The sequence below is a fragment of the Streptomyces sp. NPDC057702 genome, from assembly GCF_042799315.1.
Classification (GTDB): domain Bacteria; phylum Actinomycetota; class Actinomycetes; order Streptomycetales; family Streptomycetaceae; genus Streptomyces.
In genome coordinates, this window is the sequence record NZ_JBHVJC010000033.1 from 82,070 (window position 1) to 106,655 (window position 24,586).

The following is a 24,586-nucleotide window of genomic DNA, read 5'->3' on the forward strand; positions in this document are numbered from 1 at the left end:
CTTGACGCCGGGGTCAACGTCTAGCGTCGTGCCATGCGCATCGGCGAACTCGCGGAGCGGGCGGGTGTCAGCACCCGGACGCTGCGCTACTACGAGACCCGCGGGCTGCTGCCCGCCCGGCGCGGCGGCAACGGCTACCGCGTCTACGGCGACGAGGACCTGCGGCTCGTGGAGCAGATCCGCACGCTCCAGGACTTCGGCTTCGGTCTGGAGGAGACCAGGCCGTTCGTGGAGTGCCTGCGCGCCGGCCACCCGGCCGGGGACGCGTGCCCCGCGTCGCTGGACGTCTACCGGCGCAAGCTCGCCGAACTGGACGACCTGGTGGCGCAGTTGCGGGCGGTGCGCGACCAGGTGGGCGCGCAGCTGCTGAAGGCCGAGGCGCTGGTGACGGGCGGCCCCGAGCCGCGCTGCGAACTGAGGGGATGACGATGATGAGCAGAGCCGAGGGTGTGGACGAGGTCACGGACGCGACGTTCGCCGAGGAGGTGCTGGGGGCCGGGCTGCCGGTGCTGGTGGAGTTCACCGCCGACTGGTGCCCGCCGTGCCGGCAGATCGCGCCCGTGCTGAGCGCGGTCGCGGCCGAGGAGGCCGGCCGCGTCAGGGTGGTCCAGCTCGACGTGGACGCCAGCCCGGCGACGACCGCCGCGTACGGGGTGCTGGCCATGCCCACGCTCATGGTCTTCCGGGACGGCGAGCCCGTGCGGTCGATGGTGGGAGCCCGTCCCAAGGGCCGGCTGCTGCGCGAGCTGGACGAGGTGCTCTGAGCTCCCGCCCCGTCGAGCCCCCGGCCGACGGGGCGGCTACCTCACCCGTGCGGCCGAGGGCAAGGCTCTCGCGCGAGAAGCGTGCCCGTGCGCAACCATGCGCCCCTCGCGCCTCAGCCCGTCCGGGCGGCCGGGATTCGCCCCCGCGTCCGTACGTCGCGTACGCACATCGGCGCACCGCGTCACGGGGGCGGGCGCGCGGCCGGGCCCGGCGTCCTGGGGGAGGCCCGTCCCGTCGATGGCCGGACGCCGGCCCGCCGGGCCGTCGGACGCGGTGGCCGGGGCGACGGGGGCGGGCCTGCGACGCGGCGGCCGGGGGCGCCCGTGGCCCGGGAAATCCGCGAACCATCACCCGTTCGGCGGCTGGCGTGGCCGGTCCCCACGGGCCGCTACGTGACCGAGGGAACAACGGAAGGTGCACATTCGGCCGTGGCCGGCGCCGGCGGCTGGGCTATCCTGCTGGACAGAGGACCTGGGCAAAGCAGCCCCCAGGTCCTTTTGTGCTTTCAGCCACGCACCCCGTGTGCTGAACGTCACCGTACGAAGCAGGGCCGACAATTCCCCCAGGCCGCACCTGGGAGGTGCCCCACGCAGGGACCGAGGAGGAACCGACGCATGGGCAAGGCAAGCGAGCACGACAGTACGCGCAGGGCGACGACCGGCGGCAGTGAGGCAGGTACGCGCGCATGAGCTCACTCCTGTTGCTGACGAACGCCCTCCAGCCGTCCACGGAGGTGCTTCCCGCGCTCGGCCTGCTGCTGCACGGCGTGCGCGTGGCGCCGGCCGAGGGCCCGGCCCTGGTGGACACCCCGGGCGCCGACGTGATCCTGATCGACGGGCGGCGCGACCTGCCCCACGTACGCGGCCTGTGTCAGCTCCTGCGGTCCACCGGGCCCGGCTGTCCGCTGCTGCTCGTGGTGACCGAGGGCGGGCTGACCGCCGTCACCGCCGACTGGGGCGTGGACGACGTGCTCCTGGACACGGCGGGCCCCGCCGAGGTCGAGGCGCGGCTGCGGCTGGCGATGGGCCGCCAGCAGATCGTCACCGACGACGGCCCCACGGAGATCCGCAACGGTGACCTGTCGGTGGACGAGGCGACCTACAGCGCCAAGCTCAAGGGCCGGGTCCTGGACCTGACCTTCAAGGAGTTCGAGCTGCTGAAGTACCTGGCCCAGCACCCGGGCCGGGTCTTCACGCGGGCCCAGCTGCTCCAGGAGGTGTGGGGGTACGACTACTTCGGCGGCACCCGCACCGTGGACGTCCACGTGCGGCGGCTGCGCGCCAAGTTCGGCCCCGAGCACGAGTCGTTGATCGGCACCGTACGCAACGTGGGCTACCGCTTCGTGGTGCCGGACAAGGTCGAGCGGGCCGCGGCCGAACGCGCCGCCGAGGCGGCCACCGCGGAGCCGACGGGTGACGGTGGCGGCGGTGCGGGCGGTGCCGGTGAGCCTCGTGGTGCGAAAGGGGCAAACCCCCGCGACACGGTCACCAGGCGCCCCGGCGCGGCGGACGGAGCGAAAGCAGGGGCCGCACGCCGGGTAAACGGCTAGGGGGACCCGCGTAGACTTCCGCGCGTGGCCAAGGTGACGCGGGATGATGTAGCACGGCTTGCGGGTACGTCGACCGCGGTCGTCAGTTACGTCATCAACAACGGACCAAGGCCGGTCGCCCCGGCCACGCGCGAGCGGGTACTCGCAGCGATCAAGGAGCTGGGCTACCGGCCGGATCGCGTCGCCCAGGCGATGGCCTCCCGCCGCACCGACCTCATAGGGCTCATCGTCCCCGACGCCCGGCAGCCCTTCTTCGGCGAGATGGCGCACGCCGTCGAACAGGCCGCGGCCGAGCGCGGCAAGATGGTCCTGGTCGGCAACTCGGACTACCTCGACGAGCGCGAGGTGCACTACCTGCGGGCCTTCCTCGGGATGCGGGTCTCCGGCCTGATCCTCATCAGCCAGGGCCTGAGCGAGAACGCGGCGGCCGAGATCGAGGCGTGGGACGCCCGCGTGGTGCTCATGCACGAGCGACCCGAGGCGATCGACGACGTCGCGGTGGTCCTGGACGACGTGGGCGGCGCCCAACTCGCCGTCCGTCACCTCCTGGAGCACGGCCACCCGTACGTGGCGTGCATCGGCGGCACGGAGGAGACACCCCCGGTCGGCGACCCGGTCACCGATCACGTCGAGGGCTGGCGGCGCGCGATGCTGGAGGCGGGTCGCTCCATCGAGGGCCGCCTCTTCCAGGCCCCGTACAACCGGTACGACGCCTTCCAGGTGGCGTTGAAGCTGCTGGCCGGCCCCGACCGGCCGCCCGCCGTCTTCTGTGCCACCGACGACCAGGCCATCGGTGTCCTGCGAGCCGCGCGCGAACTGCGTATCGAGGTCCCCGACGAGCTGGCCGTGGCCGGCTTCGACAACGTCAAGGAGGCGGGCCTGACCGACCCGCCGCTGACCACCGTCGGTTCCGACCGCCCGGCGATGGCCCGCGCCGCCGTGGACCTGGTCCTGGACGACGGCCTGCGGGTGGTCGGCTCCCGCCGCGAACGCCTGAAGCAGTTCCCCTCGGCGCTGGTGGTCCGCCGCTCCTGCGGCTGCGGGTAGCGCCGCCGGGGCGGCGGGTTCGCGGGGCGGGGCGGGGCGTTGAGCGGGGCGCGGGGTTCGACGGGGCGGGGAGTGTTCCGTGGTACCCCCACCGCCCGCCGCGCCCATCCCCCGTGCGGGGTCTCCGCGCCGAGTGGGGCCTGCCCTGGCCCGCCACCCGCGAACGGGCCGGCAAGCGCGTGTGGTTCGCCCTGAACGAGCCGCCGAGCGGGTGGGGGCGGGGTGTGAGGGGAGGGGTGCGGCCGGGTGGGCGTGGGCACGCACGACAGCCCCCCACCGTGTGGGCTCAGGGGCTGTTGGGTGAACTGGCTACCGCACTCGACACGTGCCGGCCGGTGCCGGTCGACACCCCGTCCGACGCGCCCCTTTATCCGCACCCAACGCGCTTCTGTCGGGCTTCTCAGGTCGGTCTCAGGCAGTTCTCATAAACGGCCCGCACAGTCGTAGCCATGACCGACGACCTCCGCCGCGATGGCGACTTCACAGGCCCCGCCCAGGTAGCAGGCTCCGCCTCCTCCGCCGCGCAGGCGGAGGGTTCGGCGGCGACGTATCGGCCGACGGGGGTGCCCGGCGCGACTCCGCCGCCCGCCGCGCCGCCCGCGCCGTCGTACGGGCCGGGCCCGACGGCGACCACCGGTTCCGACAGCCAGGCGTGGCCCGACGAGGCCCCCACGCGCACGCTTCCCGCGCAGGGGCACCTCGCGCGGGGGCACGCCACCCAGGGGCTTCCCCCTCACGGGCACCCCGCTCAGCCGTACCCCGGTCAGCCGCACCCCACCCAGCCGCTCCCCGCGCAGGGGCCCGGCGGGGCGTACGCCAGCTTCGGCGCGGACACCCCGTCGGGTGGCGGGGCCGGGGCGGGCCGGCGGCGGACGGGCGTGCTGCTGGCGGCCGTCGCGCTGGTCTCGGCCGTGGTGGCGGGGGCGACCGGCGCGTACGTCGGCAGCCGGCACGACGGGGGCTCGACGGACAACTCGGCCGCGCCGGTGGTGAGCGCGGGGGCCAGGGACGGTGCCGTCGGCAGCGTCTCCGAGGTGGCCAAGGCGCTCGCGCCGAGCATCGTGGAGATCACGGCGCGCACGGCGCAGGGCCAGTCGCTCGGCTCCGGCGTGATCATCTCCTCGGACGGCGAGGTCGTCACCAACAACCACGTGGTCGCCGGCGCCGAGGACATCACCGTGGCGCTGAGCGACGGCAGTCGGAAGAAGGCGACGCTGGTCGGCGCCGACGCCTCCAAGGACCTCGCGCTGGTCAAGGTGGCGGACGCCAGCGGCCTGCGCGCCGCCAAGCTCGGCGACTCCAAGGCGGTCAAGGTCGGTGACGAGGTGGTGGCCATCGGCTCACCCGAGGGCCTGACCGGCACGGTGACCAGCGGTATCGTCTCCGCGCTCGACCGCGAGGTGACGGTGGGCAGCGACGAGGGGCAGCAGCCGGACCCGCGTGGCGGGAGCGGCTGGCCGTTCGAGTTCGAGGGCCGCGAGTACAACGGCGACGTGGGTCAGTCCAAGACCAGCTACCAGGCCATCCAGACCGACGCCTCGCTCAACCACGGCAACTCCGGCGGCGCCCTCATCAACATGCGCGGCGAGGTCATCGGCATCAACTCGGCCATCTCCTCACCCGCCTCGGCGGGCGGCTCCGGCGGCAGCGTCGGGCTCGGCTTCGCCATCCCCAGCGACACGGTCAAGCAGGACCTGAACGCCCTGCGCGGCGGCGGCACCAACGTCTGACGCGCGGGTGAGTCCGGATGCGGTGTGAGCGGGGGTACGCGTGCGGGCGCGGGTGTACGCGACGGGGTGCGGCGACCGGGCTGAGCGTCCCCACCCCGCCGCGCGGGGGCGGGCCTCCTGTGGGGGGCGGCCCGCCCCCGCGCGTCCGGGTGCCGCCCCTCGTGGTGGGCGTCGGACCTCGCGTCCGGTACCCGGACGCCCCCGGCCGCGTCCCGCGTACGACCACGGCTCCCCCCCCCGCGGCCCCCGGTCGCCCCGCCCCGGGCCGGGCGACCCCGGGGCGGCGGGGTGTTCCGTGCGAGGCTGAGGCCGGGCCCGGCCACCGGGGCGGGTCCGGCCCCGCGCGTATCCGACGACGCGCGGGACGCGTCCCCCGACCGGCCGTGGCAGAGCGCCCCGTGCCCGTACCCGAGAAGGAATCGCGCCGATGAGCCCCGCCGAGCATGGTGAGCGCCCCGCCCGCATCCTCGTCGTCGACGACGAGCCCGCCGTACGGGAGGCGCTGCGGCGCTCCCTGGCGTTCGAGGGGTACGAGGTCACCGAGGCCGTGGACGGGTTGGACGCGCTGGAGAAGGCCGAGAGCCGGGCGCCGGAACTGATCGTTCTCGATGTGCTCATGCCGCGCATGGACGGGCTGACGGCGGCCAGGCGGCTGCGCGCCGCCCGGGTGACCGTGCCGATCCTGATGCTGACGGCGCGCGACACGGTGGGCGACCGGGTCACCGGCCTCGACGCGGGCGCCGACGACTACCTGGTCAAACCCTTCGAGCTGGACGAGCTGCTGGCCCGCATCCGCGCGTTGCTGCGCCGCAGCGCGTACGCCGACGGCGCCGGCGAGGTGGAGCCGGCCCCGAGTCAGCTCCTGGAGTTCGCCGACCTGCGGATGGACCTGGCCACGCGCGAGGTCAGCCGGGGCGGGCGGCCGGTGGAGCTGACCCGTACCGAGTTCACCCTCCTCGAACTCTTCCTGGCCCACCCACGCCAGGTGCTCACCCGCGAACAGATCCTCAAGGCCGTGTGGGGCTTCGACTTCGAGCCCTCGTCCAACTCGCTCGACGTGTACGTGATGTACCTGCGCCGCAAGACCGAGGCGGGCGGCGAACAACGGCTGGTGCACACGGTGCGCGGCGTGGGCTACGTGCTGCGCGCCGACGGCCACGGTGACGAGCGCGGGGCCGCCGAGTGAGCCAGCCCCCGCCCCCGCCGGCCGCTGGCCCCCCGCCGCCGGCCCACCCCCCGCACCGGCCCGCCGACGCGGGCGGCCCCCCGCCCCCGGGCGCGGCCGTCCCGCCGCCACCTCCCGCCCCCGGACACCCCGGCAGCACGGCCACCCCGCTGGCCGTGGCGCGGCGCTCGCTGCGGACGCGGCTGCCGCTGCGTTCCCGGCTCGCGCTGCTGACCGCGCTCGCGGTGGCCGTCGCCGTCGCGCTGTCCGCCGTCGCCTGCTGGGTGATCACCCGCGAGCAGTTGCGCGACGAGCTGGACAAGTCGCTGCGCAGCTACCGGGTCACCCCGCTCTACCTCCAGGCCACGCTGGAGCGCTGCGCGCAGGGCGAGACGGAGCCCAGCCGGGACGCCGGGCCGAGCGTGGCCTACGGCCAGACCGTGGGCCCGGACGGGCTGCGGTGCGTGGGCATGGGCGCCAAGCCGGTGAAGGTCACCGACGCGGACCTGCGGGTGGCCCGGGGACTGAGTGAGGAGGTGCTGCGGGACGGCCGGACCGACAAGGGCGCGCCGGTGCGGGTGCTGACCAAGTCCTACGCCGTCGACGACACCGTCTTCGCCGTGTCGCTGTCCCGACCGCTGACCGAGACCAACAGCGCGCTGCGCACGCTGTCCCTGGTGCTGGCGGCGGTCGCCGGGATCGGCGTGCTGGGCGCGGCGACCGCCGGCCTGGCCGTGGCCCGGGCCGGGCTGCGCCCGGTGGACCGGCTGACCGGGGCCGTCGAGCACATCGCCCGCACCGAGGACCTGGCCACCACCATCCCGGTCGAGGGCCAGGACGAGATCGCCCGGCTCTCGCGCTCGTTCAACTCGATGACAGCCGCCCTCGCCTCCTCCCGCGACCGGCAGCAGCGACTCATCGCCGACGCGGGGCACGAGCTGCGCACCCCGCTGACCTCGCTGCGGATGAACGTCGAACTCCTGGCCCGCAGCGAGGACACCGGCCGCGCGCTGCCGCCAGACGACCGCCGGGAGCTGCTGGCCAGCGTCAAGGCGCAGATGACGGAGCTGGCCTCGCTCATCGGCGACCTCCAGGAACTCTCCCGCGCCGACGCCCCGCCGGGCCAGGGCTCGCCCCGGGTGGCCGCCCTGCACGAGGCGGCGGGCGCGGCGGTGGAACGGGCCCGGCTGCGCGGCAAGGACGTGCGGATCACGGCGCGGCTCGCCCCGTGGTACGTGCCGGCCGAGCCCGCCGCGCTGGAGCGGGCCGTGATCAACCTGCTGGACAACGCGGTCAAGTTCAGCCCGCCCGGCGGCGCCGTCGAGGTGGTGCTCCACGAGGGCGTGTTGACCGTACGCGACCACGGCCCCGGTGTCCCGGCCGACGAACTGCCGCACGTCTTCGACCGGTTCTGGCGCTCCCCGTCGGCCCGCAGCATGCCCGGTTCGGGCCTGGGCCTGTCGATCGTGGCCCGCACGGTGCAGCGGGCCGGCGGCCAGGTCGCCCTCCGCCCGGCCGACGGCGGCGGCACCACAGCCGTCGTCCACCTCCCCGGCGCCCCCCACCCCCCGCCCGACACCCCGGCCCCACCACCACCGCCCACCAACCCACCCACACAGCGCCCCTGACCGGGGGGTCGCCCCTCGGCGGGCGCGACCTCTCCTGCCGGGCGCGTCGCCCTCGGGCGGGTGCGCTCCCCTGCCCGGGGCGCCCCTTGGTGGCGCGTGCCCCGCTGGCGGGTGCCGTTCCCCCTTGGCGGGCATGGCCCTGTGGTGGGGCGTTCCCCCTGGTGGGCGCGGAGCGCGCCACCTCACGCCACGCGGCCGAGTGCCCCGTGACGGTGCGCCCCTCGGCGGAGCGGCCCGTCGAGGGAGAGCGCGCCGGGGCCGGTGAAGACGAGGAGCAGGAAGGCCCAGCAGAAGACCGCGGCACCCTCGCCGCCGTTCTGGAGCGGCCACAGCGCGGTGGGCTGGTGCACGTCGAAGTACGCGTACGCCATCGAGCCCGAGCAGACCAGTGCCGCCGTGCGGGTCCCGAACCCGAGCATCAGCAGGGCGCCGCCGACGAGTTGGATGACCGCCGCCGGACCGGCGGGCCAGTCCGCGAGTCGGGTGTGGCCGCCCATGCCGTGCGGGGCCTCGGGCAGGTCGAAGAAACCGGAGGCGCCGTGACAGAGGAAGAGCAGCCCGAGGGCGAAGCGGGTGGCGGCGACGGCGTACGGGCCGGCCGTGTCCCGGAGGGCGGAGACCCGGTCCGCGATGCCGGGCGGGCGGTCGGCGCGGCCCCGCCGGCCGTGGCCGGGCGCGGTACCGGGGCGACCCGGTGAGGAGAGGGCGGTCGGGGAGGGCATGGCGGCCTCCTGGTGGTGGCGTGGTGTCCGCCCCGGCGCGCGGCGGCGTGTCGCCCCGCGCGACTCGCGGGGCGAACCGGCTGGCCCCCAGCGTCGTCCGCCGACTCCCTTCGCCGCGTCGTCCCCCGGGCGGCCCTCGCCGTGCTCCGTACGCGGTACGCGACGCGGCGTGGGCGGCCCGCCCGGAGTAGGCGCGCCACCCGTCAGCCGGGGCGCTCCCGCCAGCGGCGCCGCGCCCGACTGGCCGTGCCCCGTACGGCCGTTACCCCCGGGGCGAGTCCCCGGCCCGGCGCCGCCCCCTCGGACGGGTGAGCCCCGGCGGACACGCGGTCCCCCGAACGGGTAAGGCGCGAACCGGCCCCGGGAGCGGCCGGGTAGGCCGGTGGCCGGGCGGCCATGCCCCGTGGCGGTGCGGGGTGGGCCGGGTGGGCGGGGTGGGCGGGGTGGCCTGGCGGCCGGTCAGGCCGGTGACCGCGCGGGCTGGGCGAGCCAGGTAGCCGGTGGCCGGCGGGCCGACGCCCCCTGGCTGTGCGGGCCGGGCGGGCGACCGCGTAGCCCGAGCAGACCTGCGGCCCTGCGGCCCGAGCGACCGCGTAGCCCGAGCAGACCAGCGCCCCCGCCGCCCGAGCGGCCCTGCGGTCCCGCCGCCCGGGCGACCCCCTGGCCCGAGCGGCCAGCGACCTCGCCCCGGGCGGTGGGCCTACCAGTGGGTGGGGCGGGTGAGGCCGGTTGGCAGGGTGGTCCGGGCGTCGCCCTGGGCCGCGTTGAGTTGGGGTTGGGTGAGGAAGAGGGCGCCGGTGAGGTCGGCGCCGTGGAGCGCGGCGTCGCGTAGGTCGGCCCCGATCAGGTCGGCGTCGCGCAGGTCGGCGTCGCGTAGATCGGCGGCGATGAGGAGGGCCCCGCGCAGGTTGGCGCCGCGCAGCGCGGCCCGGACCAGGCGGGCCCCGACGAGGTCGGCGCCGCGACGGTTCTTCTTGCGACCCGGGACGCGGTCGCGGACCACTTCGCTGGTGCGGAGCAGCAGCGGGTTCACGGACTGGCGCAGCGCGGGAACGTCCAGCGCGACCAGGGTCGCGGCGTCCGCGTTCACCAGTCGCCGCACCTCCTCGGCGGCCTGGCGCAGTTCGGCGTGCAGCGGCCGGGCCGCGTCCCAGGTCAGCGCCTGGGTGAGGTACCAGAGCACCTCGTGCACCTGGCGCACCACGGTGAACACGTCGAACATCTGCCGCGCGGTCTCCGGCGCCGATCGCCAGTCCCGCCCGCCGAAGGTGACCTGGGAGACGTGCTGCCCGGCGCCGAGGCAGTCGAAGACGGTGCAGCCGCTGAAGCCGCGTTCGCGCAGGTCGGTGTGGATGCCGCAGCGGAAGTCGGTCCGCAGGTGGGTGCACGGGCGGCCCGCGGCCTTGTCGGTCGCGAAGGCGGTGGAGGCGGTGAAGGGCAGCGCGACGCAGCACAGCCCGAAGCACTGGCCGCAGTCGGCCCGCAGCGCCGACGCGTCCGCCGCCTCCGCCGGCGCGGCGCGGTCGGGCGCGTCCGACGGTCGGGTGTCGGGCGGGGTCGGCGTGTGGTGATGTTGTGCCAAGGTGAGAACTTCCTGCGAGGTTCGGGCCGCGCGGCGCCCCACCCGTGCGGGGCAGCCCCTATTGTCCCCGTACCGCGCCGACGCCGTGGCCGGGCCCGGGGCGGGGTCGTACGGCGGGGCTGTCGGCGTCCGGAACGTGGGCGCGGCGTACGGGGGCTCGGGCCGGTGACGCCCGGCCTCTCGCGGCACTGAGTGCCGCACGAGGTGGCCGCCGGGCGGGTCGCGGACGGGCCGGCGAGGGTCGTCCCGGTGGTGGCGGCCGGGGTGCACGCGGTGCCCGGAGCGGGCCCCACCACCCCCAGAATAAGCATACTTATAGGGGTTATCCCGGGCGCTTGGTCCGTGGAGTGCCCCGCCGGTAGTGCTCCCTCACGCCGTTGTGACGTCGCGGTACTTCGCTGTGCAATCGAAACCGTCGCCTGAATCGGCGGCGATTGGCCGGCACGGCTCCGAGGGGGAACATGGTAGACGGCATTCGTATGGTTCTCACCACCGTATGCGGTGTGGGGTGGATCATCACGTATGTGCTGGCGGTGCGGGTCGGGCTGCGTGACAAGACATACTGCATTCCGCTCGTGGCACTGGCAATGAACATCTGCTGGGAATTCCAGTTCGTCTTCTTCCGGTCCGCCGACCACATGTCGGGCGGAAACTCGGAAGTGGAGGGCGCCGAAGTCCTCATCGGCGTCATCTGGCTCATTGTCGACTGCGGCCTGTTGTACACGGTGCTGCGGTTCGGGCCGAAGGAGTTCCCTTACCTGCAACCGCGCGTGTTCTACGCGGGTTTCGTCGTCGTCCTCGGCCTGGCGTACGCGGGCATCGAGATCCTCTCCCGGGAGTTCGACGACGGGGATGTGGTCCTCACCAGCTTCGGGATGAACGTGGCCATGTCCGGCCTGTTCCTCGCCATGTTGGCCGCCCGGAAGTCCAGCCGTGGCCAGTCGATGGGCATCGCCGTCTGGAAGTGCGTGGGTACGACGTCCACCTGTATCGCGTGGTTCTTCGACACCTCGGAATACCCCGGCCCCTGGCTTCCCTTCTGCACGGTGGCCTGCGTACTGCTCGACGTCGCGTACATCACCGCCCTCTCCGTCGTGCTCCGCAAGGAGCGTGAGAACGACCGGCCCGTCGGTGATCGGTTCGAACTCCGGGACATCGAAAGGAATGCTTCGTTGTGACGAACTCCAACCCCTCGACGATCGTGCCAACGTTTATCACCGAGCCGTTGACGGACAACTGCCAGTCCGTCTCGGCGCGCGGTGAACACGCGCTGGTCGGCGTATCGCCGGGGAACAGCTACTTCAGCGAGGCACGCATGACCGACCTGCTGCGCTGGGCCGGTTCGCAGTTCCGTCGCGTGGACGTCATGGTCCCCGACTCGGCCCGGGTCAACACGTGGCTGGCGGTCGGGTACGAGCGCGACCAGGCCGAGCGCAAGGCCCGTGGCGAGGCGTCCCGCCTCTACAACCGGGCCGCCCGGGCCTGGCAGGCGGCCGACGTACCCGGCCTGGAAGGCGGCCTGCACCGGCTCTCCGAGATCGAGAAACGCCCCAGCTACCAGGCGCTGTTGCGGGAGAGCGAGGACCTCATCGCGTCCGACACCGCCACCCGCGAGTCCTACGACCAGGTCGTACGCCAGGTGCTGCGCAACTACCTCCAGGGCGCCGAGCCCACCGTCGAGCAGACCTCCCGGGCGGCCAAGTACCTGATCGCGGAGACGCCGTTCCTGATCAACACGCCCACGATCATGGGCGTGGGCAGCTCCACCGCCATCTACCAGCACCGGATGGACTTCCTCGACCGGATCTACACCGGCCAGACCGCCCTGCGCCGCAGCGAGCAGCAGGCGTTCGTCATCGCGCGGCCCACGTCGTGACCGCCCGCGAACTGGACGCGGCCGAGATCCGCGACCCGCTGCTGCGCGAGGCGTACGCCCTGTGCGAGACGATCCTCCAGGACGACAACCACGCCTCCCACACCTGGATGCGCGACCAACTACGGCTCGACCAGCGGCCGTACTGGGACGCCATGATCGCCTTCTGCGGGCACGCGGACGACCTGGCCGACGCGCAGAGCGTGCCGCTGACGGAGCGGCTGCGCCTGTACGACGCGTTCACCCGGGACTTCTTCCGCATGCTCCAGGCCACGCGACAGGCCACCCCCGCCGCCGTGCTCGGCACGCTCTCCGGCACCGCCGGCCGCCGCTCGCCCGGAGACGGGGTGCACCTGGTGTCGCTGGCGTTCTGCGACGTCATCCACACCTGGCGGCTGTCCGAGACGGGCGTGCGCCGGGCCGGGGACGCGCTGCGCGCCGACATGACCCTGGAGGCGTACGACACGGTCGCCGCACTGGAGCGGTACATGCTCGGGGTCAGCGGCGAGCCCTCGCGCTGGCTGGCCACCCTGCTGGGCCAGCGCGGTGCCCCACTGGCCGACGGCGCCGAGAACGCGGCGATAGCCTGGGGGTTCGGGCTCCAGACGCTGGACTTCCTCCTCGACATCGAGGAGGACCTGCGCCTGGGCAAGCTCTACGTCCCCCTCGACGACCTGCGCGCCTGTGGCCTGAGCCGGCCCGAGCTGGAGGCGGCCGTCGCCGCCCGGCAGCCCTCGCAACCCCTACGTGACGTGGTGGCCCGCCAACTGGTGCGCGTACGCCGCTACTTCGCCGACGCCGAGCGCTGGATCGACCACGCGCGGCCGGTCGGCTGGGAGGCCGTCCGCGACTCGCTCGCCGAAGGGCGGGCGACGGTCGACCGCCTCACCCGCTGCCACCACGACGTCTTCGCCCTGACCGCCGAGACCACGTAGCCCCGCGACGCCCGCCCACTGCTGCGCCCCCGGCACCGCCTCCCGCCGGGGGCGCAGCGCTCTTCCCGAACGCCACCGGGCCGAACGCCACCGGGCCGAACGCCACCGCGCCGAACGTCACCGCGCCCGGGCCCGGCCCGGTCAGCTCTCGCGCACGTACGGCGTCGTCGTGGCCAACCGGACGAAGCCCAGGCGCTCCAGGATGGGGCGGCTGTCGTCGGAGGCGTCGACCTGGAGGTAGCGGTAGCCGTGCTCGGCCGCGAGGCGGGCGCGGTGGGCGACCAGGGCGCGGTAGATGCCCCGGCCGCGCCAGGCGGCGACCGTGCCGCCGCCCCACAGGCCGACGAAGTCGGTGCCCGGGTTGAACTCCATGCGCGCCGCGCACACCGGCTCGTCACCGGCCATGGCGAGCACGGCGTGCATCGTCTCGGAACCGTCCTCAAGCTGCTCCAGGACGCGCTGATGCAGACGGGTGGCGTCGGTGCCAAACGCCCGCGCGTGCACCTCGGCCATCAGCGCCACGTCCGCCGCGTCCCGCACCGGGCGCAGGCTCACCCCCTCCGGCGGTCGCGGCTCGGCGGCCTGCCGCGCGACCTCCGCCACCATCAGCGCCTCCGCCGGCTCCGCCGTGAACCCGGCCGCCAGCAGCCGTCGCCCCAGGTCGGCCGGCTCGTCGTAGTCGTAGAGCTTCCACTCGAAGGCCACCCCGCGCGCTCCGAAGTGCCGGACCTGTTCGGCGATGGCGGCGTCGGCGGTCGCCTCGGTGAGGTCCGACCAGATCACCCCGTTCCAGCCGGCGGGGGTGCTGGTGTGCCGTACGACGCCGCCCACCCGCTCGACGGTGGAGTCGGGGCCGTCGGGGCGTACGCCCTCCCTCAGCTGCCGGTCGAACTCCGCCCGCAGGCGCGCCCGCCCGTCCGTGTCGCCCGGGTCCGCGCCGCCTCCCGGGGCGGCCGTGGCATCGCCGCGCGTGGGGTCGGCCGCGCTGCCGCGCGCGCCGTCGTCGGTCGTCGAGTGCGCCTCACTGTGGTTCATGCGGCACACCTCAGCACCCGGGGCCCCGCCCGGCAACGCGATTTCGCCCGCGCGCGGCGCCGCCGCGCCCGGGTGAGCGGGGCGCGCGGGCCCGGCGAGGGTGGGCCGGGCGGGGGCGGCGCGGGCCCGGCCGTCCGGGTGGGGGAGGGGGAGGGAAACGCGGTCGCCGGCGCCCCGGGGGGCCTGTTACGGTCGCCGGCATGAAGCCAGTGATCAGCACGACGACGCCGGAGAGTGTCCCGGCGCGCTGACCGTTGTCTTCGAGAGTCTTCGAATCCACAGCCCCGGGGCGAGCGCCCCGGGGCTGTCGTCGTGGGGTCCGGCCGCCGCGTGGCGCCGCTCGCTCGCCCCACGACCGCGAGGAGACCGCCATGTCCGACCACCGCACCCTCGGCCGCGAGCTGGCCCTGTTCGACACCGACCCGCTCATCGGCGCCGGCCTGCCCTACTGGCTGCCGGACGGCGCGGCCGTACGGCACGCCCTGGAGGAGTACGTCCGCGAGATCGAGTGCCGGGCCGGCTACCAGCACGTGTACTCGCCGGTGCTCGGCAAACGGGAGCTGTACGAGATCTCGGGCCACTGGGCGCACTACCGCGACGACATGTACCCGCCGATGGACGTCGGCGGTGAACAGGTCGTCCTGCGCCCGAGCCTGTGCCCGCACCACGCGCTCATCTACCGCTCCCGCGCCCGCAGCTACCGCGAACTACCTATGCGTATAGCCGAGTTGGGCGGCATGTACCGCTCCGAGCTGTCCGGGGTGCTCGGCGGGCTGACCCGGGTACGGGCGATCCAGCTCAACGACGCGCACGTGTTCTGCGCCCCGGACCAGGTCGCCGACGAGGTGCGCGGCGCCCTGGCACTGATCGGCCGGGCCTACGCGGCGCTCGGCATCACCCCCGCCCGCTACCGGCTCTCGCTCCCGGGCGAGGGCGGCAAGTACGCCGCCGCCCCCGAGCCGTGGCGGCGCGCCACCGCGCTGCTCGTCGACGCGCTGGAGGGCGCCGGCCTGCCGTACGAGGCGGTCGAGGGCGAGGCCGCGTTCTACGGGCCGAAGATCGACGTGCAGATCGTCGACGGCGCGGGCCGGGAGTCCACCCTGTCCACCGTGCAGGTCGACTTCCACCAGCCCGAACGCTTCGACCTGCGCTACGTCGGCGCGGACGGCGCCCGGCACCGGCCGGTGATGGTGCACCGCAGCGTCATCGGCAGCGTCGAGCGGGCCGTGGCCCACCTCATCGAGGTGCACGGCGGCGCGTTCCCCGCCTGGCTGGCCCCCACCCAACTGGTCCTGCTGCCGGTCGGCGACGCGCAGGTGGCCCTGGCCCACGACGTGGCGGGGCGGTGCCGGGCGCGCGGCCTGCGGGTGGAGGTCGCCGGCCCCGAGCGCGGCACCCTGGGCGCCCGGGTCCGGGCCGCCCGCCTGGCGCCGTACCAGGCCGTCATCGGCGCCCGGGAGGCCGAGGCGGGGCAGCTCGCGGTGCGGCTGCGCGACGGGCGGCGACTACCGGCGCGGCCCGTCGGGGAGGTGCTCGCCCGCGTGGTCGCGGCCGTCGCCGCGCGCGGTGGCGACCCGTGGCCGGCGCCGGCGGCCGACTGAGGCCCCGGCGCGGTCTCCCGCGCCGCCGCGCGCCGGCCGGGACGCCGCGGCGGCGTGCGGCGCGCCGGCCCGGGTCCTGATCCACGGTGTAGGGGAACTGATCCACGGAGCAGCGGATGAGGTCTGGAACGCGCGGAAGCCGCCGTGGCAGGCTCCCTTTCGAGCCCCGAACTCCCCTTGTCCCGCCGGGGACCACGCGATGCGCGGGCGCGCGCTCGGCGTGGCCCCGGGGCTCGTCGCGGTGCCCGTGCCAGGGGGTACGCCCCGCGCGGCGCCGCCCGCGCGCGACCCCCGCCACGCGACGCACTCCCGACCCAACGAACTCCACCCGTACCTCAGGAGCGGAAACCCCGTGCGAAACATGACGTCCATCGCCACATCGGCGGTCGCGATACTGGCCCTCACCCTGACCGGTTGCGGCGGTGACGACGACCAGGACAAGGACGCCGCGAAGAGGCCGGGCGCGGCCGACAAACCGGCCAGCCAACCCGCCGACCCGGGCGGGTCCGACGCCCCGAAGCCGAGCGCGTCCGGGGAGGCCGAGCGGCCCGACCCCAGCGCCTCCCCGCACGCCCCGTCCGCGAAGCCCGCCACGCCCACCGCCGACCCCGAGCCGACGAAGGACACGGACGCCAGCGGCGGTTCGGGCGGCGCCAGCGGCTCGGGCGGATCAGGTGGCTCGGGCGGGTCCGGTGGTGGCGCGGAGAAGGCGAAGGGGGACGGCGGCGCCTCGGGCGGTACGTCCTCCGGCGGCGCCTCCGCCACCGGGGGCGGTCAGTCCGCCAGCGTGCAGGGCGTCTGGTACCACGCGGCCAGCGAGGCCCTGGGCAAGCTGATCACGGTCACCATCAGCGGCGAATCGGTGTCCATGGTGGCCCCCGGCGGCAAGTCCTGTTCGGGGACGATCAAGGCCGACAACGCCATGAGGATGGTCTGCGAGGGCCAGACCATGTCCGGCAAGGCCGAGGTCACCGACGGCGGCGAGAAGCTGGCCTGCCACTGGAGCGACGGCAGCACGGACCGCTTCCAGCGCGCCAAGCCCGCGCTCTGACCCCCGGCCGCGCCCACGCGCCCCCGGCACCCCCGCGTCACCCGCGCCCCGCACTCCGCGTCACCCGCACCCCGCACCCCAGGCCCCGCACTCCCGCGTCACCCGCACCCCCCACCCCGCGCCCGCCGCGCCGCGTACCCCCGAGACCCCGCCGCGCCACGCTGACCCCACCTCGCCCCGTACCCCCACACCCCACCCCGCCGCGTCCACCCGCACCCGCGCCGTGGCCGAGGCCCGTCAGGGCCGCACCCCGTCACCGCCGAGGCCCGCGACCCCTGACGGGGGCGCGGGCCTCGGGGTGCCCCGCACGGGCGCGGGCGTCCGGCGCGCGGGCGGCCCGCCACGGGGCCGGCCGGTGCGGGGCAGGCCCGGTGCGGGGTCGGTGCTACTTCACGATCGTGACGCGGTCCGCCTTCGGCGGGGTGAGCGGGGCGTTCGGTGTGGAGTTGGCCTCCAGGTAGGCCGTGAAGACGTCCAGGTCGGAGGCGGCGACCAGCTTGTTGCCGCCGTCCTTGAAGACCGGGAAGCCGTCGCCACCGCCGGCGAGGAACTCGTTGACCGCGACCCGGTAGGTCCGCTTCGGGTCCAGCGGCTTGCCGTTCAGCCGCACCGAGTCGGTGACGACGCGGTCCGCGCCCGCCCTGGTGAGGTCGAGCGTGTACGTGAGGCCCTTCGAGACCTGCAGGACGCGCGGCTGCTTCTCGTTGACGCCGCTGACCTGCTGCCGCAGCACCGTCAGGAGCTGCTCACCGGTCAGGTCGAGCACGTTCATCATGTTGGTGAACGGCTGCACGGTGAACGCCTCGCCGTAGGTCACCACCCCGTCGCCCTCACCGCCCGACGCCTTGTGTGCCAGGTCCGCGCGGATGCCGCCGGGGTTCATGAACGCGACCTCGGCCCCGCCCTTGTCCGCCGGTGCCAGCCCCGCCTGCTGCGCGTCGCTGATCAGGTCGCCCAGCGGGGTCTCGTACGCGTTCAGGCCACGGCCGGGGATGTCGGCGGAGATGTAGCCCACGGGCCGGTTGGCCACCGGGGCCGCCAGCTCGCTCCAGCGCCTGATGAGCGCGCTCATGTCGCGGGCCCTGGGCTGCTCCCGGTCCACGACGTGGTTGGCGGATCGGACGCGGGTGCGCACGATGTCGCGGGTGCGGCGGTCGTAGGTCAGCGTCGTGTCGGTGTAGAGCCGACCGAAGGAGGCGGCCGAGGTCACGGTGCGCGGCACGCCGTCCGGGTCCGGGATCGAGCACGCGTACGCCTGGTGCGTGTGCCCGGTGACCAGCGCGTCCACCTGCGGGCTCACGTTCTTGGCGATGTCCACGATCGGGCCCGAGATGCCGTCGCCGGGGCCGGGGCTGTCGCAGTCGTAGTCGTACGCGCCGGAGGCGGGCATGCCGCCCTCGTGGATGAGGGCGACGACCGCCTTGACGCCCTGGCGGTTCAGCTCCCGGGTGTACTTGTTGATCGTCTCGACCTCGTCGTGGAACTTCAGGCCCTTGACACCCTCGGCGGTCACGACGTCCGGCGTGCCCTCCAGGGTCACGCCGATGAACCCGATCCGCACGCCCTTGTGCTTCCACACGGTGTACGGCTTGAGGATCGGCTTGCCGGTCTTCTCACTGGTCACGTTGGCCGCGAGGTAGGGGAAGTCGGCGCCGGGGAACCGCTTGCCCTTCTCGTAGCACCCGTCCTTGGGGTGGCAGCCGCCGTTCTGTATCCGCTTCAGCTCCGCCGAGCCCTCGTCGAACTCGTGGTTGCCCACCGCCGAGACGTCCAGGCCCAGCTTGTTCATGGCCTCGATCGACGGCTCGTCGTGGAAGAGGCCGGACAGCAGCGGGCTCGCGCCGATCATGTCGCCGCCGGCGGCGGTCACCGAGTAGCGGTGGCCCGCGCGCGCCTCGCGCAGCGAGGTGGCCAGGTACTCCACGCCGCCGGCCGGAACGGCCTTGGTGGTGCCGTCCGGCTGGGTCTGGGTGACGTTGCCGGCCGAGCCCTGCGGGGGCTCCAGCGTGCCGTGCAGGTCGTTGAAGGAGAGCAACTGGACGTCGACGGTCCGGCCGTGGCCGCCGCGCTCGGCGCCGCGCGCGGTGCTCTCGGTGTCGGCGCCGGCGGGCAGGGCGGCGGTCAGTACGCCGGCCGCTGTGGCCAGGACCGCCGCCGTCGCGGTCACTCCGCGCGCCGCGCGACGCCGTCGAGGTGTGGCTGGCATGGGCTTCCCTTCACGAACTGCGAGTGCGGCGCGTCGCGCACGCCGAGGCGGGCGGGCACCGCGCGGGGTCGGCCGCAGCATACGGTTGACGCGCGTAGCGGGTCAGTGGGGTTGAGGTGACGAGTTGGTTGCGCCTTGGCGCACGCCGGCCTCCCCGCGCGCTCGTCGCGCACCCCGGAGCGGCCGCCTCGGTCCGCCCCGGCCGGCCCCGCGCCCCGGCCCCGCACCCGCTGGACGGCCTCGCCAGGCCGCCGCCCCCGCACCCGCCGGCCCGCCCCCGCCGGCCCCGGGCCTCCGCGTGCCCGGCCCGCCCCTGACCTCGCGTCCCCGGTGGCCCGCCCGCCGGCCCGCGCCCGCCGGAGGGGTCGCTCTCTGGGGTGGCGTGGCGCGGGGTCGTAGGCTCGGCGCATGACTGACGTGGTGGATGAGCCGGGCGGGGCGCGGCGGATCGAGATCGTGGACGAGCTGACCCCCGACGCGGCGAGCGAGGTGCTGGAACTCATCACCGAGGCGGCCAGGACCGACGGCCAGCCCGCCGTATCGGAACAGGGCCGGCTGCGGTTGCGCGGCGGCGGGCGGACGGGCGTACGCCATCTGGTGCTGCGCGGCGGGGGCGGGCCGCTGCTCGGCTACGCCCAACTGGAGGACACCGACCCGGTGGAGCCGCCCGCCGCCGAACTGCTGGTACGCCCCGGCTCGCGCGGCCACGGTCACGGCCGGGCGCTGGGCAACGCGCTGCTGGCCGAGTCCGGCAAGCGACTGCGGGTCTGGGCGCACGGCGGCCACCCGGCCGCCCGCCACCTGGCCCAGGTGCTCGGCCTCGCGCTCTTCCGCGAGCTGCGCCAGCTCCGCCGCCCGCTGGGCGAGCACGCGCTGACCGAGCTTCCCGAACCCACACTGCCGGCCGGCGTGAGCGTGCGCGCCTTCGTCCCCGGCCAGGACGACGCCGCCTGGCTCGCGGTGAACGCGGCGGCCTTCGCCCACCACCCCGAACAGGGCTCGCTCACCCAGCGCGACCTGGACGACCGCAAGGCCGAGGAGTGGTTCGACCCGGCCGGCTTCTTCCTCGCCGAGCGCGCGGGCCGGCTGGTCGGCTTCCACTGGACGAAGGTGCACCGCGAGGAGGAGCTGGGCGAGGTGTACGTCGTCGGCGTCCACCCCGACGAGCAGGGCGGCGGCCTCGGCAAGGCCCTCACCGCGATCGGCCTCCGCCACCTGGCCGAGCGCGGCCTGCCGACCGGCATGCTGTACGTCGACGCCGACAACGTGCCGGCCGTCACCGTCTACGAGCGCCTGGGCTTCACGACGTACGAGACCGACCTGATGTACCGCGCGGAGAACTGACCCGACAACCGCCTCGCCGGCGGGGCCGTTCCACGTTCGCCTTGCTGGCGGGGGTGTTCCGTGTTCGCCTTGCCGGCGGGGCCGCTTCGCGTTCGCCCTGCCGGCGTGGGTCGTCTCGTGCTCGCGTTGCTGGTGGGGGTGCTTCGCGTTCGCCTTGCCGGCGGGGCCGCTTCGCGTTCGCCTCGCTGGTGGGGGTGTTCCGTGTCCGCCTTGCCGGCGGGGCCGTTTCGCGTTCGCCTTGCCGGCTGGGCTGTCCCGTACCCGCCTCGCTAGCCGGGTTGCTCCGTATCTGCCTTGTCGGTGGGGCGCTTCGTGCTCGCCTGTCGCCGTACCGCGCTCGGTCCGCCTCGCGTCGATCCTCGCTGTGCGCCCGGGCCCGGCCGCCCCCGCCTCGCCCAGGCCGTCGCTCGGGCCGCTCCCCGCCGGTCCGGGCCTTCCCGTGCCGCCCCGGCTGCCCTTCGACGCCCCGGCCGCCGCCCTACCACCCCCGGCCCCCACCCGCACGGCGAAGCCCCCCACGCGGCGAGGCATCCCACACGGCGAAGCCCCCACCTACGCCGCACAGCCCACCCCCGTAGCGAGGCACCCGGCACGGCGAAGCCCCCGCCCACGGCGTAGCGAGGCATCCCACACGGCGAAGCCCCCACCCACGCCACACAGCCCACCCCCGTAGCGAAGCCCCCCCATGTGGCGAAGCCACCACACGACGCGGTCGCCTCCGCGTGGCGAGGCACCCGGCACGGCGAAGCCCCCACCCACGGCGCACATCCCACCCCCGTAGCGAAGCCCCCCTCGCCGCGAAGCCCCCGCGCCGCGTGGTCTCACCCGGGTGTGTGTGCCTCATCCGCCTCACCCGCCCCACCGTCCGGTGGCCGAAAGGCCGGCCCGCGCCGCCCGGTTGGGCGAAGCGGACGCGTGAAAGCGTGCGAGCCGGGCACATACCCCAGGCGCCGGTAGGGCGCGGGCGCGCGGGGCGCGTGAGGGGGAGGCGGTTCCGGCGGCGCGGCCGTCGCGGGACGTGTCGTGGCCACCCTGGCGAGGGGACCCGCTTGCCTGACAGCCATGTGCCCGTTACCGGCGATTCAACGTCGCTTGCGAGCATCGCTGAATGCAGCCCGCTGTGCCCAATGCCCCGAACCGGAGGCTCCACGCAGTTCCGCCTCCCGCTCCCGCCGCCGAGCCCGTACGGCTCGATGCGCGGGAGAATAAGGACATGCAGCAGTCTTCCGGGGAACCTGCCCCTTACCCCCACGAATCCAGCGCCCACGACCAGACCCGGCCGCAGGGCCCGGGGACGGCCCAGGAGACCCCCGCGCGCGGCCAGGCCGAGCCCACGGCGCGTAACCGACGCGGCCCCCGGCCCACCGCCGGCGCCCGGGTCGGCGAGGACACGCGAGCGACCCGCCCCGGCGACGCGACACCCCACGGCACGACCGGTCCGCACACCACCGCGCCCGCGGCGCCCACGAGCAACGGAGCACTGGCTATTTACGGCGCACACGGTACGCCCGATACCGACCACCAGGCACGCCCCGCCCCCCAGCCCTCGATCGGCTCCATAGCCGCCCACCGCCCGCACGCGGTCGGCGCCCCGCCCGTACGGAGTCTCGAACCGGACATCGATGCCGACGCGGACGCCTACGTCGCCCCCGACGAGGAGGCCGACGAGCTGCCCCAGGGCCGGTTCCTGGACCGGGAGCGGAGCTGGCTGGCGTTCAACGAGCGCGTCCTCGAACTCGCCGAGGACCCGGACACCCCCCTGCTGGAGCGCGCCAACTTCCTGGCGATCTTCGCCAGCAACCTGGACGAGTTCTTCATGGTCCGCGTCGCGGGCCTCAAGCGGCGCATCCACACCGGCGTCGCCACCCGCTCGGCCTCCGGCCTCCAGCCGCGCGAGGTGCTGGACCTCATCTGGCACCGCACCCGCGAGCTCATGGCCCGGCACGCCGCCTGCTACCAGACCGAGGTCGGGCCCGCCCTCGCCGACGAGGGCATCCACCTCGTGCGCTGGCCGGAACTGACCGACAAGGAGCAGGAGCGGCTGACCGCCCTCTTCAAGCAGCAGATCTTCCCGGTGCTCACACCGCTGGCGGTGGACCCGGCGCACCCCTTCCCGTACATCTCGGGCCTGTCGCTGAACCTGGCCGTCGTCGTCCGCAACCCCGTCAGCGGCCACGACCACTTCGCCCGGGTCAAGGTGCCGCCGCTGCTCAACCGTTTCCTTGAGGCGTCCGCGCAGCGCTACGTGCCGCTGGAGGACGTCATCGCCGCCCACCTGGGCGACCTCTTCCCGGGCATGGACGTGCTGGCCCACCACATGTTCCGGGTGACGCGCAACGAGGACCTGGAGGTCGAGGAGGACGACGCGGAGAACCTGCTCCAGGCCCTGGAGAAGGAGCTCATGCGGCGTCGCTTCGGGCCGCCGGTGCGCCTGGAGGTCGAGGAGACCATCGCGCCGTACGTGCGTGACCTGCTCGTCCGCGAGCTGGACGTCTCCGAGTCCGAGGTCTACCCGCTGCCCGGACCGCTCGACCTGACCGGCCTGTTCAAGATCGCCTCGCTGGACCGGCCCGAGCTGAAGTACCCCAAGTTCGTGGCCGGCACCCACGGCGACCTGGCCGAGGTCGAGTCGGCCTCGGCGCCCGACATCTTCGCGGCGCTGCGCGAGCGCGACGTGCTGCTGCACCACCCGTACGACTCGTTCTCCACCTCCGTGCAGGCGTTCCTGGAGCAGGCCGCGGCCGACCCGGACGTGCTGGCCATCAAGCAGACCCTGTACCGCACCTCCGGCGACTCGCCCATCGTGGACGCGCTGATCGACGCGGCCGAGTCCGGCAAGCAGGTGCTGGTCCTGGTGGAGATCAAGGCGCGCTTCGACGAGCAGGCCAACATCAAGTGGGCCCGCAAGCTGGAGGCCGCCGGCTGTCACGTCGTCTACGGGCTCGTCGGCCTCAAGACGCACTGCAAGCTCTCGCTGGTGGTGCGACAGGAGGGCGAGACGCTGGCCCGCTACTCGCACGTCGGCACGGGCAACTACCACCCCAAGACCGCCCGGTTGTACGAGGACCTCGGACTGCTGACTGCCAACAGCGAAGTCGGCGCCGACCTGTCCGACCTGTTCAACCGGCTCTCCGGCTACTCGCTGCGCGAGAACTACCGCCGGCTGCTCGTCGCGCCCAAGTCGCTGCGGGACGGGCTGATCAAGCGGATCAACAAGGAAGTGGCCAACCACCGGGCCGGCCAGCCCGCGTACGTCCGGATCAAGGTCAACTCGATGGTGGACGAGGCCATCATCGACGCCCTGTACCGGGCCTCGCGGGCGGGCGTGCCGGTCGACGTGTGGGTGCGCGGCATCTGCGCGCTGCGCCCCGGTGTCGCGGGCCTCTCCGAGAACATACGGGTACGCAGCGTGCTCGGTCGCTTCCTGGAGCACTCGCGGGTGTTCGCGTTCGGGAACGCCGGTGAGCCCGAAGTCTGGCTCGGCAGCGCCGACATGATGCACCGCAATCTGGACCGGCGGATCGAGGCGCTGGTCAGCGTCGCCGACCCCGCCCACCGGGCCGCGCTCAACCGCCTCCTGGAGACCGGGACATCGGACTCCACGGCGTCGTGGCACCTGGGGCCCAGCGGCGACTGGACCCGGCACGCGCTCGACGCGGACGACCGGCCGCTACGGCACGTACAGGAGATGCTCATCGACGCCCGGAGGCGCCGGCGTGGTTCAACAGCGACATGACCTGGCGGTTGAGGTTACGGGGGCCAGGCAGGGACCCGTCACCGGTACCGCCTCCGGTACCAGGGGACACGAAATGACGGACTACGCCATGGGCTCAGCGGTCACCAGCGGCGACCAGGGCCAGGCGACGACGACGGCGGGCGACGTGCTCTCCCGCTACCTGCACGCACAGGCGGGGGACTTCCTGCGGAGCCTGCGGCTGCACCGCGAGAGCGGTTCGGACGCGGAGGAGGCGGTGGAGGCGGCCCGGCTGCTACGCCAGTCCGCGCGGCGGATCAGCGGCGTGCTGCACACCTACCGGCCGCTGACCGACCCGGTCTGGGCCGACCAGCTGCGCGCCGAACTGGCCTGGCTGTCGGGCATGCTGGCGCGCGAGCACGCGTACGCCGCCCGGCTGGCCCGGCTGCGTGGCGCCCTGCACCGGCTCTCCGGCGCCCCGCTGCCCGACCCGGGTGCCGGCCGGCCGGTCGGGCCGCCGCCCGGTGCCGGGCCCGACACCGAGCGCGGCCGGCCGGCCGGCGCGGACAACGGTGCCGCGCCCACGGCCGCCGCCGGCCGCGCACAGGCGCCCTGCGCACCGCGCAGATAGCCGGCCACGACCATCGCCGCGCCGCCCA

The 24,586-nt window shown here is 74.7% G+C and carries 19 protein-coding genes; 15 read left to right on the plus strand and 4 right to left on the minus strand.

All coding sequences use genetic code 11. From position 1 onward, the window contains the following. Positions 1 to 33: 33 nt before the first annotated feature. The 7 genes from ACFVFR_RS24520 to ACFVFR_RS24550 all read left to right on the plus strand — a co-directional run bounded on the left by ACFVFR_RS24520 (position 34) and on the right by ACFVFR_RS24550 (position 7,884). Positions 34 to 426 carry a MerR family transcriptional regulator gene (locus ACFVFR_RS24520; RefSeq protein ID WP_383705249.1) on the plus strand — a complete coding sequence of 131 codons (393 nt, stop codon included), beginning with the start codon at positions 34 to 36 and terminating at the stop codon, positions 424 to 426. Positions 427 to 431: 5 nt separating this feature from the next. Next, positions 432 to 764 carry a thioredoxin family protein gene (locus tag ACFVFR_RS24525; RefSeq protein ID WP_383705252.1) on the plus strand — a complete coding sequence of 111 codons (333 nt, stop codon included), beginning with the start codon at positions 432 to 434 and terminating at the stop codon, positions 762 to 764. Between the two features lie 686 nt (positions 765 to 1,450). Then, entirely contained in the window at positions 1,451 to 2,314 is an 864-nt protein-coding gene (locus ACFVFR_RS24530; RefSeq protein ID WP_383705254.1) for a response regulator transcription factor, read from the plus strand. A gap of 24 nt (positions 2,315 to 2,338) precedes the next feature. Next, positions 2,339 to 3,361 (plus strand): LacI family DNA-binding transcriptional regulator, encoded by a 1,023-nt coding sequence (locus ACFVFR_RS24535; protein ID WP_383705256.1) that lies wholly within the window; start codon positions 2,339 to 2,341, stop codon positions 3,359 to 3,361. A gap of 449 nt (positions 3,362 to 3,810) precedes the next feature. After that, complete coding sequence (locus tag ACFVFR_RS24540; RefSeq protein WP_383705258.1) at positions 3,811 to 5,091, plus strand: trypsin-like peptidase domain-containing protein; 1,281 nt, start codon at positions 3,811 to 3,813, stop codon at positions 5,089 to 5,091. Between the two features lie 427 nt (positions 5,092 to 5,518). After that, the gene (locus ACFVFR_RS24545; protein ID WP_383705260.1) at positions 5,519 to 6,277 is read left to right on the plus strand and encodes a response regulator transcription factor; all 759 of its coding nucleotides are present in this window, start codon (positions 5,519 to 5,521) and stop codon (positions 6,275 to 6,277) included. A gap of 155 nt (positions 6,278 to 6,432) precedes the next feature. Beyond that, positions 6,433 to 7,884, plus strand: coding sequence for a sensor histidine kinase (locus tag ACFVFR_RS24550; protein ID WP_383705262.1), 1,452 nt, complete (start codon positions 6,433 to 6,435; stop codon positions 7,882 to 7,884). Positions 7,885 to 8,066: 182 nt separating this feature from the next. On the opposite strand, the gene ACFVFR_RS24555 is transcribed toward ACFVFR_RS24550, so the two are convergent. Both ACFVFR_RS24555 and ACFVFR_RS24560 read right to left on the minus strand, forming a co-directional pair. Beyond that, positions 8,067 to 8,606 carry a DoxX family protein gene (locus ACFVFR_RS24555; RefSeq protein ID WP_383705264.1) on the minus strand — a complete coding sequence of 180 codons (540 nt, stop codon included), beginning with the start codon at positions 8,604 to 8,606 and terminating at the stop codon, positions 8,067 to 8,069. A gap of 700 nt (positions 8,607 to 9,306) precedes the next feature. Beyond that, positions 9,307 to 10,188 (minus strand): pentapeptide repeat-containing protein, encoded by an 882-nt coding sequence (locus ACFVFR_RS24560; RefSeq protein WP_383705266.1) that lies wholly within the window; start codon positions 10,186 to 10,188, stop codon positions 9,307 to 9,309. A 503-nt stretch (positions 10,189 to 10,691) separates the two neighbouring features. Here ACFVFR_RS24560 and ACFVFR_RS24565 point away from each other — a divergent pair. The 3 genes from ACFVFR_RS24565 to ACFVFR_RS24575 are packed head-to-tail and all read left to right on the plus strand — an operon-like array spanning position 10,692 to position 12,996. Beyond that, positions 10,692 to 11,366, plus strand: a complete 675-nt coding sequence (locus tag ACFVFR_RS24565; RefSeq protein WP_383705268.1) for a hypothetical protein — start codon at positions 10,692 to 10,694, stop codon at positions 11,364 to 11,366. Next, positions 11,363 to 12,064, plus strand: a complete 702-nt coding sequence (locus tag ACFVFR_RS24570) for a tRNA-dependent cyclodipeptide synthase (RefSeq protein ID WP_383705271.1) — start codon at positions 11,363 to 11,365, stop codon at positions 12,062 to 12,064. Before ACFVFR_RS24565 ends, ACFVFR_RS24570 begins: the two co-directional genes overlap by 4 nt. Next, complete coding sequence (locus tag ACFVFR_RS24575; protein ID WP_383705273.1) at positions 12,061 to 12,996, plus strand: squalene/phytoene synthase family protein; 936 nt, start codon at positions 12,061 to 12,063, stop codon at positions 12,994 to 12,996. The genes ACFVFR_RS24570 and ACFVFR_RS24575 overlap by 4 nt, the downstream gene beginning before the upstream one ends. 141 nt (positions 12,997 to 13,137) lie before the next feature. On the opposite strand, the gene ACFVFR_RS24580 is transcribed toward ACFVFR_RS24575, so the two are convergent. Further along, the gene (locus ACFVFR_RS24580; protein ID WP_383705276.1) at positions 13,138 to 14,031 is read right to left on the minus strand and encodes a GNAT family N-acetyltransferase; all 894 of its coding nucleotides are present in this window, start codon (positions 14,029 to 14,031) and stop codon (positions 13,138 to 13,140) included. A gap of 254 nt (positions 14,032 to 14,285) precedes the next feature. Between ACFVFR_RS24580 and thrS the strand changes: the two genes are divergently transcribed. Next, a complete protein-coding gene (thrS, locus tag ACFVFR_RS24585) occupies positions 14,286 to 15,632 on the plus strand; it encodes a threonine--tRNA ligase (RefSeq protein WP_383705278.1) in 1,347 nt (448 codons plus the stop codon). A gap of 352 nt (positions 15,633 to 15,984) precedes the next feature. Continuing rightward, complete coding sequence (locus tag ACFVFR_RS24590; RefSeq protein WP_383705280.1) at positions 15,985 to 16,683, plus strand: hypothetical protein; 699 nt, start codon at positions 15,985 to 15,987, stop codon at positions 16,681 to 16,683. Between the two features lie 385 nt (positions 16,684 to 17,068). Here the strand turns inward: ACFVFR_RS24590 and ACFVFR_RS24595 are convergent, their stop codons facing one another. Further along, positions 17,069 to 18,889, minus strand: a complete 1,821-nt coding sequence (locus tag ACFVFR_RS24595) for a bifunctional metallophosphatase/5'-nucleotidase (protein WP_383705282.1) — start codon at positions 18,887 to 18,889, stop codon at positions 17,069 to 17,071. 408 nt (positions 18,890 to 19,297) lie between these two features. Here ACFVFR_RS24595 and mshD point away from each other — a divergent pair, with 408 nt between their 5' ends. From mshD to ACFVFR_RS24610, 3 genes are all read left to right on the plus strand, one after another. Next, entirely contained in the window at positions 19,298 to 20,233 is a 936-nt protein-coding gene (mshD, locus tag ACFVFR_RS24600; RefSeq protein WP_383705284.1) for a mycothiol synthase, read from the plus strand. Positions 20,234 to 21,446: 1,213 nt separating this feature from the next. Continuing rightward, on the plus strand, positions 21,447 to 23,969 hold the full coding sequence (locus ACFVFR_RS24605; protein ID WP_383705286.1) for an RNA degradosome polyphosphate kinase: 2,523 nt from the start codon (positions 21,447 to 21,449) through the stop codon (positions 23,967 to 23,969). A 73-nt stretch (positions 23,970 to 24,042) separates the two neighbouring features. After that, positions 24,043 to 24,558, plus strand: a complete 516-nt coding sequence (locus ACFVFR_RS24610) for a CHAD domain-containing protein (protein ID WP_383705289.1) — start codon at positions 24,043 to 24,045, stop codon at positions 24,556 to 24,558. Positions 24,559 to 24,586: the final 28 nt, after the last annotated feature.